We start from the raw sequence: 14,132 nt of genomic DNA, 5'->3' as shown, positions 1-14,132 counted from the left end.
GTTTTTCGTCTATAATGAGTACAAACTAGAGACATATACAATGAATTTCATTTGTGCATAGAGAAGGAGCTGTACAGGTATGGAGAAGAAGCAAGATCGGTTGATCCGGGGCACGGCGATGGAAGGACGGGTGCGTGCTTTTGCGATCCGAACTACCGAGCTGGTAGAGGAGTTGCGGAGAAGACACGATACCTTTCCTACAGCTACTGCTGCATTAGGGCGGACGGTCACGGCCGCTGCCATGATGGGCGCTATGCTCAAGGGTGAGGAGAAGCTAACCGTTCAGGTGAAGGGAGACGGACCCATTGGTCAGGTCGTGGCGGATGCCAATGCCAAGGGTGAGGTCCGGGGCTATGTCAATGAACCACATGTGCATCTTCCTAGCAATCATTTGGGTAAGCTTGATGTTGCAGGTGCAGTCGGTACTACTGGATTCATTAACATTACCAAGGATCTGGGGCTGAAGGAGCCTTACCGTGGAAGCATTCCGATTGTTTCGGGAGAGCTGGGGGAGGACTTTACGTATTACTTTGCCAAATCTGAGCAGACGCCATCGGCAGTGGGGCTGGGTGTGCTGGTGAACGAGGATAATTCGGTGATTGTCGCTGGTGGTTTTATCATTCAATTGCTCCCTGGGTTGAACGATGCGGAGATTACGGCCATTGAACATGCTGTAGGAGCACTCCCGCCAGTCACTTCCCTGTTGGATGAGGGATTGGAGCTGGAAGAGATGCTACATCGGATGCTGCCAGATGTTCAGGTGCTGGACGAGATGGACATTCACTTCCGATGCCAATGTACGCGAGAACGCGTAGAGGCTACGCTGATCAGTCTGGGACAAAGTGAACTGGAGCAAATGATCGAGGACGATGAGCAGGTAGAGGTCGTGTGCCATTTTTGTAATGAAGCCTTCCAGTTCGATAAAGACGAGCTGCAACAGCTATTGATTCAAGCCAAGGCATAAATTACGGGAAGAGAGATCAAATGGGATGACAAGACAGGAAAAAGGGTTGTTAGCGGCTGTCGTTGTCTTAACCATCAGTGTTGTGGTGCTGGGTAGTATGGTGTATAGAGGGTTCCAGCCTGCCCGGAATGATGCAGATACGACCGGAATGGACAATACGGACGATATGTCTCGCATAGCCGCTATAATCGGTGGGGAATCCATTTCGGAACAGGAATGGGTTAAAGAGCTCAAGAAGCGGTACGGTACCAATACGCTGCTGGAAATGCTGAACCGAAAAGCCATCACCCTGGAAGCCAAGCAGCGGGGTATCCAGGTTACGCAGGATGAAATAGATGACAAGCTGAGTCGGCAGATGCAAGGGTACGAGTCCCCAGAGGCTTATTATGGTGAGATGCAGAACCAGTTCGGTCTTTCGCGTGATGATCTCAGGATTGAGGCTGTTTACCGGCTTAGCCTGGAGAAGATTGCTACGCTGGACATTCGGGTGGATGACCGGGAGATTGATCGGTATCTAGAGGAACATGCAGCTGATTTTCAACCGCACAAGCAGATGAACCTGTCGTGGATCAAGCTATCCAAGGCTTCCGATGCCGAGCAAGTGATGACGAAGTTAGAGCAAGGGCAGTCCTTCGAGGAGCTGGCAGGGACGTATTCCGTTGATGAATTCAGCAAGGATATCGGCGGGGAGCTGGGTTGGCTAGATGAAGGCGATCCCTTCATATCGGAGCAGGTCATGTCGGCTGTCAAGTCACTAAGTCCTGGTGATATTGCAGGACCCATCACATTGGATGAAGGATTCGCCATTGTGTACGTTAAGGGTATCCGAACCGATGGTGAGACGAACCCGAACAAGATTCGTGAAGCCGTCCGTGAAGAGCTGGCACTCCAGCAGGCTGGGCCACTCGATCAATTGGAGGAGAGTCTACGTGCCAAATACGGGGCTCGTCTGATTGATGATCAGCCTTCGTTGTAGCACCGCACTGAACATGAGTTTATAAGTTTGTTTTTCTCAAGCCTGGCCAAATACAGATGAAGATGATGGGTACAAAGCGCACTGAAGAGGTCGATGATTCGATTTGGTGTGCTTTTTCTCATTTTGAAAATAATATCGTACTTTCTTCTTCCTCTCAGTTGACAACAAAACGGTAACTTTGTTATGATTATCTCAAAACCAACCTGATTACTCGGGAATTGATCCTTTACACACAGAAGCGTTGGAGCATTCATTCAAGCTTAATATCACAGCTATATATTTATTGCCAAGGAGGCCATGATTATGCCGAAAGTCGTTAATAACGTAACTGAACTGATTGGTGGAACACCGCTTGTTCGCTTGAATCGTATCGTGCCGGAGGATAGTGCAGAGATCTACGTGAAGCTGGAGTTCCAGAATCCGGGTGCGAGTGTTAAGGATCGGATCGCTGTCAGCATGGTAGAGGAAGCGGAGAAAGATGGTCTTCTGAAACCAGGCGGAACGATCGTAGAAGCAACAAGCGGTAACACGGGAATCGGCTTGGCGATGGTGGCCTCTGCTAAAGGCTATAAAGCAATTATTGTAATGCCAGAGACGATGAGCTTGGAGCGTCGCAACCTGCTTCGCGCCTACGGTGCAGAGCTGGTACTTACTCCGGGGTCTGAGGGGATGAACGGCGCTGTCAAGAAGGCCGAGGAGATTCTGAAGGAGAATCCAGAATACTTTGCAGCAGAGCAATTCAAGAACAAGGCTAATGTGAAAATCCACCGTGAGACTACAGGTCCTGAGATTGTAGAAGCTATACAGTCTATCGGGGGTAGCCTTGACGCTTTCGTAGCAGGGATCGGTACTGGTGGTACAATTACAGGCGCAGGAGAGGTGCTCAAGAAGGAATTCCCAGGGGTGAAGGTAGTGGCTGTCGAGCCAGCTGCTTCTCCGATCCTGGCAGGCGGTAAGCCTGGCCCTCACAAAATTCAAGGGATTGGCGCGAACTTCATTCCAGAAATCCTGAATCAGGAAGTCTACGATGTAATTACTCATGTCGAGAATGATGAAGCGTTCGAGACAGCGCGTCAACTAGCCAAGGAAGAAGGCATCCTGTCCGGTATTTCCTCCGGTGCGGCGGTCTTCGCTGCGCTCAAGGTAGCCAAGGAGCTGGGTAAGGGCAAGCGCGTAGTTGCCATTGTCCCTAGTAACGGAGAACGCTACCTGAGTACGCCACTATACAACTTCGAGGCTTAATTCCATAGTGATCTGTAGCCATACCCTCATCTCTGTCCGCTGTAGTGACAGGGGTGGGGGTTTTTCTTATGATAGATTTCCACCAGTTGCTCATGATATAAAGAGATAAGCAGATGAGCCGGAATGGCGGAATTGAGGAATGACTCATGAGTATACAGGATGTAATTACACTGGAGCAGTGGAGGACATGGTGGCAGGAAGGAACTAATGTACTTCCCTTCCTGCTGAAGACAGAGGCTGCGGCACTCCCTTCCACCTGGAGTCGGGCCTGGGAGCAGGCTTCTGATTATGCATTTGTGCTGGAGAGCGGCAAGGACGGACGGTATACGTATTTGGGATTGCAGCCTGTCGAGATCCTGTCAGGCAAAGGATTACATGCACAGCTGAAGGATCTGGTGCACCACGGGGAGAGTGTCAATGAGGGACAACCACTTGAAGTGCTTAAGCAGTGGATGACTCCGTATCGTGCTCCTCGGCTTAAGGACGAGCCCTATTATCATGGAGGCTGTGTCGGATTCCTGAGCTACGATGTCGTACGTTCCTTGGAGCGACTTCCAGAGCAGGCCACTGACGATCTAGGACTGCCTGATTATCTGTGGATGCGTTTGAATGAGGTGTGGATTTACGATCACCATCAGCAGGTCATCACCTGTGCGGTCAGCGTATGTCTATCGGATTCAGAGGGCGAGGTGTCTGACAGTCAGCTTGAGGCCATGTATGCCAACGCGCAGCAACAGGCCTTGAGAATGCAGAAGCTATGGCAAGACATTACCACATTGCCAGTCGAACAGCAGACCCAGCGTTCCAGACGAGAGACGTGGCTAGCTCAGCAGACACAACAGACACAACAGACACATCAGACACATCAGACGGATAACGTAGCAACAGAAGAATGGGCTACTCCCTTTCCGCAGCAGGATTTCGAGCAGGCGGTAACCCGTATTCAAGAATATATTGCACAAGGCGATGTCTTTCAGGTAAACCTCTCGTTACGGCAACAGCGCGAGCTGGATTCCGCGCCAGAGGAAGTGTATGAATGGTTGCGCTTGATGAATCCATCCCCTTATATGGGTCTGCTACGCACGCCAGACTTCCAGCTGATAAGCGGGTCGCCAGAGCTATTGGTGAAGCTGAGCGGTGAGAAGATCAGTACCCGACCGATTGCAGGTACTCGCAGGCGTGGATCGACCGCTGAATTGGACAAGGCGATGGCTGAAGAGTTATGGACCAATGAGAAGGAACGTGCCGAGCATATCATGCTGGTGGATCTGGAGCGTAATGACATCGGGAGAGTGGCGGCGTATGGCTCGGTACAGGTCCCGGAGCTAATGACCATCGAATATTATTCGCATGTGATGCATTTGGTATCCCAAGTAGAAGGGCGTCTCGCAGCTGGACATAGCGCCTATGAGCTGATTGCGGCAACATTTCCAGGTGGAACAATTACAGGTGCGCCTAAGGTCAGGACGATGGAGATTATCGAGGAGCTGGAGCCCGTTCGTCGTGGTCCCTACACAGGCTCCATGGGATGGATTGACTATAACGGTGATATGGAATTAAATATAATTATAAGAACGTTAGTGGCCAAGGACGGAATGGGTTATGTACAAGCTGGTGCTGGCATTGTCATTGATTCTGATCCTTACCGAGAATACCGCGAGTCCCGTAGTAAAGCTAGAGCAGTGATGAAGGCAGTTGAGAACAGTGAAGTCGAGCATGCCAATATTCAAAAGGCATAAATTAGGAGGGAATTGCTGATGATTCTGGTAATTGATAATTATGATTCATTCACTTACAATCTGGTGCAGTATTTGGGTGAGCTGGGGCAAGAGATCGTTGTGAAGCGTAACGATGAGATCAGCCTGGAGCAGATTTCTGAGCTGGGACCGGATCATATTCTGTTATCGCCTGGACCTTGTACACCCAATGAAGCGGGGATAACCCTTGATGTGATTGAGCATTTTAAAGGGAAAATACCGATTTTCGGTGTATGTCTCGGGCATCAGGCCATCGGCCAGGCTTTTGGGGGCAACGTCATTCGTGCAGAGCGTCTTATGCACGGCAAGACGTCACCAATTCATCATCAGAACCAGTCGGTATTTGAAGGGCTGCCTGCGCCGTTCACAGCAACAAGATACCATTCGTTATTGGTGGAGCGGAGCAGCTTGCCTGATTGTCTGGAGATAACCGCAGAGACCGCTGAAGGTGAAATTATGGGATTACGCCATAAGGAGTATGATGTGGAGGGGGTACAATTCCACCCCGAATCCATTATTACCGATTATGGACACCAGATTTTGCGCAATTTCCTCCAGCGTAGTATTCGGGTTTAAGCGATGCAGATGATTGGATTGAACGGTGTCCTGACAAAGGCCGCTGATGCCGTGATTCACGTAAGTGATCACGGCTTTTTGTACGGCATGGGACTATTTGAGACGTTTAGAACCTACAGAGGGCGCCCTTTCCTGCTGGATCGACATTTGCGACGCTTGGAGGAAGGCTGTCAGCTGTTGGGTATTCCTTATACTAGTGACGAAGCATCCCTATCGAGGCTCATTGCACAGCTCATGGCCGCAAATGACCTGCAGGATGCTTATGTAAGATACACTGTATCGGCAGGAGAGTACGCCTTAGGCTTGCCAGGAACGGATTATCTGCAGCCGAATGAGGTGTTGTTCGCAAAATCATTACCACCTGTGCCTACTGAAACAAGTGCTCGCGCTAAGTCGCTATGCCTGCTGCATACCCGGCGCAATACACCAGAAAGCGGCGTGCGATTGAAATCGTTGCATTATATGAATAATATTCTCGCGAAGCGTGAGCTCAATCGGTACCCTGTAGCAGTGAATGGTCTACAGACGGAAGGTCTGATGCTTACGGATGCGGGCATTGTTGCCGAGGGGATCGTGAGCAATGTCTTTTTTGTGAAGCAGGGCAGATTGTGTACACCATCTCTCGATACGGGGGCACTGGGAGGGATTACACGGGGCTTTGTCATGGAACTGGCAGGTGCCAAAGGGATTCAAGTGGATGAGGGATTGTACACCTGGGAGGAGCTTATGGAGGCAGAGGAGGTCTTTCTTACGACTTCAGTTCAGGAGATTAGCCCTGTGACCTCACTCTCTGACCCGGAGGGGAGAACTTATGTGATCGGCAACGGGCGTCCAGGGCTGATGACAGAAGAACTGCTAGAAGACTATCAGAAGAAAGCGTGGGGGTAAAATGACACCCGTCATATATGAACGAAGCTACACATGCGGTCCAACCGAGCTAAGGCTAGGGAAGAGCACAATGATCATGGGCATACTGAATGTAACCCCAGACTCCTTCTCCGATGGTGGGAGTCATCAGACCCCGGAGCTTGCTCTGCGTCATGCACTACAACTGGTCGAGGAAGGGGCAGATATCATTGATATTGGCGGTGAATCTACGCGTCCAGGCCATGATCCTGTCGGACTGGACGAAGAGCTGTCACGCGTTATGCCTGTCATTGAGCTATTGCAGCGGGAGGCGCCGCATATTCCGTTATCCGTGGATACATACAAAGCTGAGGTAGCCAAGCAGGCATTGCGTGCAGGGGCCCATATCATCAACGATGTGTGGGGGTTGAAGGCTGATTCTGGTATGGCTGGCGTAGCAGCTGAGGCCGGGTGTCCCGTAATTATCATGCACAATCGACATGATCGGGAGTATACCCATCTGATACACGATATGGAAGCAGATCTTCTGGAAAGCATCAAGCTTGCCGAAGCTGCTGGTGTGCAGCCTGAACAGATTATTTTAGACCCCGGTATCGGCTTTGCCAAAAATCATGATGAGAACCTGCAGGTCATGGCCTCCCTATATAAACTGGGCGAAATGGGATACCCGCTGTTGTTGGGCACATCACGCAAACGATTTATTCGTACGGTGCTTGATCTGCCTGCTGATGATGTGGTGGAGGGGACAGCTGCTACGGTGGCCTTCGGTATTGCGCAGGGGTGCCAGATTGTACGCGTGCATGATGTGGGCAAGATCGCGAGAACAGTCCGTATGAGTGATGCGATGCTGTATGCCTCGCAAGACTTGAGAAGGATCTGAGTGTGTAGTGTAGCTGAAGCTGCAGTGAGGTACTGGACATACATCGTTAACTAGTTAAGGGGGCATTAAGATGGATAAAATCATAATCCGCGGCATGGAGTATTATGGGTATCATGGTGTATTCGCAGAGGAGCGTAAGCTTGGTCAGCGCTTCTATATTGACCTGGAGCTGGAGCTTGATCTGCGGGCAGCTGGTGAGAGGGATGATCTGAATCAGACCGTCAATTATGCCGAGGTGCATGAACTGGTGAAGCCGATTGTAGAGAAAGAGTCGTTCCAATTAATTGAAGCCTTGGGGGAACGTATTGCATCTTCCCTACTGGACAATTATACTAGTGTCAATGCACTGACCGTCAGGGTCACGAAGCCGCATCCGCCTTTTGATATCCATTTCCAAGGTGTGACGGTGGAGCTGTATCGTACAAGAAAGTGAGACATGTACATGACTGCTTATCCGACCTCTGAATCATCAGAGGCTTATATTGCTTTGGGGGCTAATCTTGGAGATCGGGAACAGACGCTGCGCTCTGCGATTGCATTGTTGGATGCGCACGATGAGGTTCAACTACTGCGCTGTTCTGGAATCTACGAGACAGATCCTGTGGGGTATCTGGATCAGCCCGCTTTTCTAAATATGGTCATTGCAGTAACTACCACGTTGTCTCCACAGGCACTGCTTGCCTGTATGCTGCAAGTAGAACAGCAGCTGGGACGCGAGCGTAGCATTCGTTGGGGCCCTCGCACAGTGGATTTGGATTTGCTGTGGATGGAGGATCAGAGTATTCAGACGGAAGAACTAGAGCTTCCCCATCCTCGAATGGAGGAACGGGCTTTTGTCCTCGTTCCATTAGCGGATGTTGTTGCGGCTGACACGCCTGTGCTCCATCATCTAGTACAGACTGCCCTAGAGATAGTGGAAGGTAAGGGAGGCGTCCGGCTGTGGAAAACATGCGTCTCGCATATCGAATCCGAGCCTTCAGGAAGCTGAAGGGATACACGCAGCAGCAATTAGCTGAAAAGACAGGTCTATCCTTAGTATTAATTGGGTCCATTGAGAGAGGTAATCGCAAGGCAACTTCTCAGATCGTTGATAAAATTGCGGCAGCTCTGGGCGTTAGTAGCCAGGAGCTGAATCCGGAAGATGAGCTAAAGGGGTGAAAGAGGACAACATGCTGAAGATTGGCTCAATCGAAATGAAGAATCAGGTTGTGCTGGCTCCGATGGCCGGCGTCTGCAACCCGGCTTTTCGCTTGATCGCAAAGGAATTCGGAACGGGACTAGTCTGTGCTGAGATGGTTAGCGACAAGGCGATCATGCATGGCAACAAGCGCACGCGTGAGATGCTGTTCGTCGACGAGCGTGAGAAGCCGCTCAGTCTGCAGATTTTTGGCGGTGATCGGGAGACACTGGTTGAAGCAGCCAAGGTTGTGGATCAGGAGACAAATGCCGATATTATAGATATCAATATGGGTTGCCCTGTACCAAAGGTAACGAAGTGTGATGCTGGCGCACGCTGGCTGCTGGACCCTAACAAAATTTATGAAATGGTGTCGGCAGTAGTGGATGCTGTCCAGAAGCCCGTAACAGTCAAGATGCGTATCGGCTGGGATCACGAGCACATCTACGTGGTAGAGAATGCCCGCGCGGTTGAGCGCGCCGGTGGACAGGCTATAAGTGTGCATGGCCGGACGCGTGAGCAGCTCTATACAGGAACGGCTGACTGGAGCTACATCAAACAGGCCAAAGAGGCGGTATCCATTCCGGTTATTGGCAATGGTGATGTCGCTACGCCAGAGGATGCACGCCGGATGCTGGATGAGACGAACTGTGATGGTGTCATGATCGGACGTGGAGCGCTTGGTAATCCGTGGATGCTCTACCGTACCATTCAATATCTTGAGACTGGGGAGCTGCTACCTGATCCAGCGGCGGAAGAGAAGATTCGTGTAGCCATTCTGCATATGGACAGACTCGTGGCGCTCAAGGGTGAGGCTGTTGCTGTACGGGAGATGCGCAAGCACATGGCCTGGTATCTAAAGGGACTCAAGGGAGCTGCGCGCGTCAAGGACATCATCATGGAGGAAACAAAGCGTGATGAGATGGTTCAGATTTTGGAACAATATGTAGCAGGACTGGAGACGGCAGAGGAAGAAGAAGCGAAAGTATCCTGATAGGCTTCATTGACTTTTTGAAAACCTTGCCATATAATCTTTCAGTATAAAATTCTGATGTGGTGAGCCCACAAGAGGAATTCAAGTAAGACATCTGCAGAGAATGTTCTCATTTTCTCAGAACGGCATATAGTGTTACGAAACGTGCATGAGCTGCACATTTAACTTTTTCCATGACAGGAGAATCGGTTGATGAGCGATAAAGAAGTCATTCTTACACAGGAAGGTCTCAAGAAGCTGGAAGAAGAGCTTGAGAATCTGAAATCGGTTAAGCGCCGCGAAGTAGCGGAGCGGATCAAAGTAGCCATCGGATACGGTGACATCAGTGAGAACTCCGAGTACGAGGATGCGAAGAATGAACAGGCTTTTATCGAAGGCCGCGTTATTACACTGGAGAAAATGCTGCGCAACGCACGCATTATCAATAGTGATGAGATTGATACTGACTCGGTAGGGATCGGTGCCACAGTTATTGTGGAAGACCTTGAATTTGGCGATGTAATGGAATATACGATTGTGGGAACGGCAGAATCCAACCCACTTCAGAACAAGATTTCCAACGAAAGTCCGGTAGGTAAAGCCATTCTGGGCAAGAAAAAGGGGACTGTCGTTGATGTGACTGTTCCTGCAGGCGTCATCCAATATAAGATTGTGGATATTAAGAAGTAACACCATAACTTCGGAATTACGAAAAGCTTCCTGAGGGAAGCTTTTTTTCTCATGATATCAGGGAAGTACATACTTTGATGATATTAGACGAAGCTCCGCGGACGATGGGATCTGGCATACGATCTGGCATACAGCGTATCGAATAACAAGCGGTCTGAACCGCTAGTAAATAAAGGAGTTGACCTAGCGATGCAAGAGGACAACAACATGAACCAGGAGAATCAGGACAATCAGCAGACCGGGGAAGAGCTCAGTGAGCTCTTGCAGGTTCGCCGTGCCAAATTGGACGAGCTACGAGCACTTGGTATTGACCCGTTCGGGCGCAAGTATGTCCGTACAGAGGAAGCGGGGCAGATTCTTGCCAAGTATAATGACCTGACACAAGAAGAGCTGGAAGAGAAGCATATTGAAGTGAGCCTTGCCGGACGGATTATGGCCAAGCGTGGAATGGGTAAGGCTAGCTTCGCCCATATCCAGGACCTGAGCGGACGCATCCAGATCTACGTGCGTCTCGATACGGTGCCTGAGCATAAGTACAAGGCGTTCACCATGCTGGATCTCGGGGATATCATCGGGGTGACGGGAACTGTCTTCAAGACGAAGACAGGCGAGACTTCCGTGAAGGTGCAGGATCTGGAGGTCCTCTCCAAGTCCCTCTATCCACTGCCTGAGAAGTATCACGGTCTGAAGGACGTTGAGCTGCGTTATCGCCAGCGCTATGTAGACCTGATTATGAATCCTGAGGTTCAGAAGACCTTTATTACACGTTCCCGCATCATTCAGTCCATGCGTCGTTATCTGGATTCACTGGGGTATCTGGAGGTGGAGACACCAACTCTGCATTCGATTGCTGGTGGGGCTGCTGCGAAGCCTTTCATTACGCATCACAATGCGCTGGATATGCAGCTGTACATGCGGATCGCCATTGAGCTTCATTTGAAGCGTCTGATCGTCGGCGGATTGGAGAAGGTATACGAGATCGGTCGCGTATATCGTAACGAGGGAATCTCCACACGTCACAATCCTGAGTTCACGATGATTGAGCTGTATGAAGCCTATGCGGACTATAAAGACATTATGCAGCTGACTGAGAATATGATCGCTCACATCGCACAAGAGGTTCTGGGCTCCCAGCACATTAGCTACCAGGGGCGTGAGATTGATCTGACTCCGCAATGGCGTCGTGTCTCTATGGTAGATGCGGTCAAAGAAGTCACGGGTGTGGACTTCGGAGTGCACATGACGAATGAAGAGGCGCATCGACTGGCTAAGGAGCACAAGGTGGCTGTAGAGCCTCATATGACTTTTGGTCATATCCTGAATGCCTTCTTCGAGCAATTCGTAGAGGAGACTCTTATTCAGCCGACGTTCATTACAGGACATCCTGTTGAAATTTCGCCGCTTGCAAAGAAGAACGAGGAAGACCCTCGCTTCACGGATCGTTTCGAGTTGTTCATTGTAGCGCGTGAGCACGCTAATGCGTTCACAGAGCTGAATGATCCAATCGATCAGCGTCAGCGCTTTGAGGCGCAACTGGTGGAGCGTGAGCAAGGCAATGATGAGGCTCATGAAATGGATGATGACTTCATCCGTGCGCTTGAGTACGGTATGCCGCCAACAGGTGGCCTCGGTATCGGTGTTGACCGACTCGTCATGCTGCTGACGGATGCAGCTTCCATTCGCGATGTGCTGTTGTTCCCGCATATGCGTAATCGTTCTGTAGAATAATTAGCTCTGAGTAGAGTAGCATAATTAAAGATGCTTACTGTAACTCGTATGATATGTAAAAGAAGAGGATCAGGCAGGTCGCGTCCATGCCCTGTTCCTCTTTTTTCTTAAATAACGTATGTAATGAAGTATAGATTTGAAAAAATGGATGGAGAGAAGGCAGCTATGAAGCTCACCGTCAAAATTACCCGCTGGGCCTCGCCGCCTATTATTCTGGTGCTTGGGCTCCTCATAACTATCGCTATTGGCACATTGCTGTTGAAGCTGCCTGTCTCGACCCAGGATGGAGTAACCCTCCAATGGGTGGATGCCTTCTTTACTGCGACCTCAGCAGCTTGTGTGACTGGACTGGTTGTCGTTGATGTTGAGACTACCTTCACCGTCTTCGGAGAGACCGTAATCGTCGTGTTGATGCAAATTGGCGGTCTGGGGTTCATGACTATGGCTACGCTGTTTGCATTGGTGCTAGGGCGGCGTTTGTCGCTCAGGGACAGGCTGCTGCTGAAAGAGGCCATTAATGCAGAGAGCATGGAAGGGATCGTCCGCATCGTCCGTAAGGTTATGATCTTCTCATTTACCATTGAAGGTATTGCTGCTGTCATACTTGCGCTGCGGTGGGCAACAGAAATGCCATTGGGTCAGGCGATATATTACGGGCTGTTCCATTCAGTATCCTTATTCAATAATGGTGGCTTTGATTTATTCGGGAATAGCTTTCAGTTCTATACGGGAGACTGGCTGTTCAATCTGGTAGCCTCGGTGCTGGTTATCTCGGGTGGGTTAGGCTTTGTAGTGTTGAATGATCTATTCGAGTATCGCAAGACCCGGCGTCTGTCACTCCATTCCAAGCTCGTGCTTTATGTATCCGGTGCGTTGATCGGGATTGGAGCCCTAGTTCTGTTCGTGTTCGAATTCACCAATCCTCACACCTTGGGCTCGTTGAACTGGAGCGAGAAGATCTATGCTTCGATCTTTCAGTCTGTGTCCACACGTTCATCGGGTACCAGTACCATTGATATTACGGAGATTAGGCAGGCAACTCAGTTCTTCTTCATTCTGCTGATGTTCATTGGGGCTTCACCCGGTTCTACCGGCGGTGGAATCAAGACTACAACCTTCCTGCTCATGATCGGGGCAGTATATGCGATGATTCGGGGCAATCGAGATATTGTATTTTTCCGTCATCGTGTTCCACGGGATCTGCTAATGAGGGCCCTGACCATTATCATGGTTACGCTCATGATCTTTATGGTGGTTGTTATGCTGCTCCTAGTGATTGAGGATGCGCCGTTCCTGTCGCTCATGTTCGAGGCTGCCTCAGCGGTTGGTACGGTTGGCTTGTCTGTGGGGGTAACTACGGAATTGAGTAATATAGGAAAGATTCTTATCGCTTTCACAATGTTCGTCGGCCGGATTGGGCCGTTAACAATCGCATATGCACTTCGTCCGCGTAAAGAGAAGCAGCTGTATCGTCATCCTGAGGGCCGGATTATTATTGGGTAATAATCAGTCGGACCTGACCTGCAACATGAAAGGAATGAGCAGTGGGTGATTCTGCTGAATAGTAGAAGTTATTAAGGTATAGCTAAAGGACGTAATGGGAATGCTCGCTATGAGCGAGTTCTTCTATATCAAAGCCGTAAGCACTGCAATAGCCCGTGGTAACAACGGGAAGCTGCATTGTTGCTTGCGGTTTTTTTGTTATTTGATGAGGGGAATGTATCGGTGTTAAACATGATAATTAAAAGGGTTGCAGTTTTTTTGAAAAAAAGTGTTGCATTAAATTAATGCACATGGTATATTCTAATTCCGGCCAAGAAAGCACTGAGAAATCAGAGCGGCAAAGCAGTGTTTAGTTTCCAAGGTTAACAGCCAAAAGAAATTAAAATAAATGCTTGCAAACTTGGTAAGGGCATGATAAGATATAAAAGTTGCTGAGCGAGAGTTGCTTGGTGAAGGAAACAAAGTTGATCTTTGAAAACTGAACAACGAGTGAGCGGATTTTGTCAAGCAAAATCCAGTGCGAAGGTTTTTGGTACATGTCTTTGACTGTATGAAAACTGGAGCAAAACAATGAGATATGAATCTCGTCAGATTCAAAATGAGCTATCGCTCTTTTCAATAACTTTATTGGAGAGTTTGATCCTGGCTCAGGACGAACGCTGGCGGCGTGCCTAATACATGCAAGTCGAGCGGACTTGATGGAGAGCTTGCTCTCCTGAGAGTTAGCGGCGGACGGGTGAGTAACACGTAGGCAACCTGCCCTCTGGACTGGGATAACTACCGGAAACGGTAGCTAATA

14 protein-coding genes and 1 rRNA gene are annotated in these 14,132 nt (G+C 49.7%); all 15 read left to right on the top strand.

From position 1 onward, the window contains the following. The first annotated feature begins 79 nt into the window (after positions 1-79). Positions 80-964, top strand: coding sequence for an Hsp33 family molecular chaperone HslO (gene hslO / locus K331_RS0119945; RefSeq protein ID WP_025678966.1), 885 nt, complete (start codon positions 80-82; stop codon positions 962-964). 25 nt (positions 965-989) lie between these two features. Then, positions 990-1,940 carry a peptidylprolyl isomerase gene (locus K331_RS0119940; protein ID WP_028591663.1) on the top strand — a complete coding sequence of 317 codons (951 nt, stop codon included), beginning with the start codon at positions 990-992 and terminating at the stop codon, positions 1,938-1,940. A 303-nt stretch (positions 1,941-2,243) separates the two neighbouring features. After that, positions 2,244-3,182, top strand: coding sequence for a cysteine synthase A (cysK, locus tag K331_RS0119935; RefSeq protein ID WP_018888022.1), 939 nt, complete (start codon positions 2,244-2,246; stop codon positions 3,180-3,182). Positions 3,183-3,328: 146 nt separating this feature from the next. Continuing rightward, positions 3,329-4,921, top strand: coding sequence for an anthranilate synthase component I family protein (locus K331_RS0119930; protein ID WP_028591662.1), 1,593 nt, complete (start codon positions 3,329-3,331; stop codon positions 4,919-4,921). Between the two features lie 18 nt (positions 4,922-4,939). Then, positions 4,940-5,515: an aminodeoxychorismate/anthranilate synthase component II gene (gene pabA / locus K331_RS0119925; protein ID WP_025678971.1), complete on the top strand. Its 576-nt coding sequence runs from the start codon at positions 4,940-4,942 to the stop codon at positions 5,513-5,515. A 3-nt stretch (positions 5,516-5,518) separates the two neighbouring features. After that, entirely contained in the window at positions 5,519-6,403 is an 885-nt protein-coding gene (locus tag K331_RS0119920; RefSeq protein WP_018888019.1) for an aminotransferase class IV, read from the top strand. Between the two features lies 1 nt (position 6,404). Then, positions 6,405-7,262 carry a dihydropteroate synthase gene (gene folP, locus K331_RS0119915; RefSeq protein ID WP_028591661.1) on the top strand — a complete coding sequence of 286 codons (858 nt, stop codon included), beginning with the start codon at positions 6,405-6,407 and terminating at the stop codon, positions 7,260-7,262. Positions 7,263-7,332: 70 nt separating this feature from the next. Continuing rightward, positions 7,333-7,695, top strand: a complete 363-nt coding sequence (folB, locus tag K331_RS0119910) for a dihydroneopterin aldolase (protein ID WP_025678976.1) — start codon at positions 7,333-7,335, stop codon at positions 7,693-7,695. Between the two features lie 9 nt (positions 7,696-7,704). Then, a complete protein-coding gene (gene folK, locus K331_RS0119905) occupies positions 7,705-8,250 on the top strand; it encodes a 2-amino-4-hydroxy-6-hydroxymethyldihydropteridine diphosphokinase (RefSeq protein ID WP_025678977.1) in 546 nt (181 codons plus the stop codon). After that, positions 8,202-8,420: a helix-turn-helix domain-containing protein gene (locus K331_RS0119900; RefSeq protein WP_026281389.1), complete on the top strand. Its 219-nt coding sequence runs from the start codon at positions 8,202-8,204 to the stop codon at positions 8,418-8,420. The genes folK and K331_RS0119900 overlap by 49 nt, the downstream gene beginning before the upstream one ends. Positions 8,421-8,431: 11 nt before the next feature. Continuing rightward, positions 8,432-9,433: a tRNA dihydrouridine synthase DusB gene (gene dusB / locus K331_RS0119895; RefSeq protein WP_018888014.1), complete on the top strand. Its 1,002-nt coding sequence runs from the start codon at positions 8,432-8,434 to the stop codon at positions 9,431-9,433. Positions 9,434-9,625: 192 nt separating this feature from the next. Continuing rightward, complete coding sequence (gene greA / locus K331_RS0119890; protein ID WP_018888013.1) at positions 9,626-10,102, top strand: transcription elongation factor GreA; 477 nt, start codon at positions 9,626-9,628, stop codon at positions 10,100-10,102. A 189-nt stretch (positions 10,103-10,291) separates the two neighbouring features. Further along, positions 10,292-11,830, top strand: coding sequence for a lysine--tRNA ligase (lysS, locus tag K331_RS0119885; protein WP_018888012.1), 1,539 nt, complete (start codon positions 10,292-10,294; stop codon positions 11,828-11,830). Between the two features lie 165 nt (positions 11,831-11,995). Continuing rightward, positions 11,996-13,333 (top strand): TrkH family potassium uptake protein, encoded by a 1,338-nt coding sequence (locus K331_RS0119880; RefSeq protein WP_028591660.1) that lies wholly within the window; start codon positions 11,996-11,998, stop codon positions 13,331-13,333. Between the two features lie 624 nt (positions 13,334-13,957). Further along, positions 13,958-14,132 (top strand): 16S ribosomal RNA (locus tag K331_RS0119875); the annotation flags it as partial.

This window comes from Paenibacillus massiliensis subsp. panacisoli DSM 21345 (genome assembly GCF_000426545.1).
GTDB classification, from domain to species: Bacteria; Bacillota; Bacilli; order Paenibacillales; family Paenibacillaceae; genus Paenibacillus; species Paenibacillus panacisoli.
The sequence above is the reverse complement of the archived record's forward strand: the minus strand, read 5'-3'. Positions and strand labels throughout refer to the sequence as shown.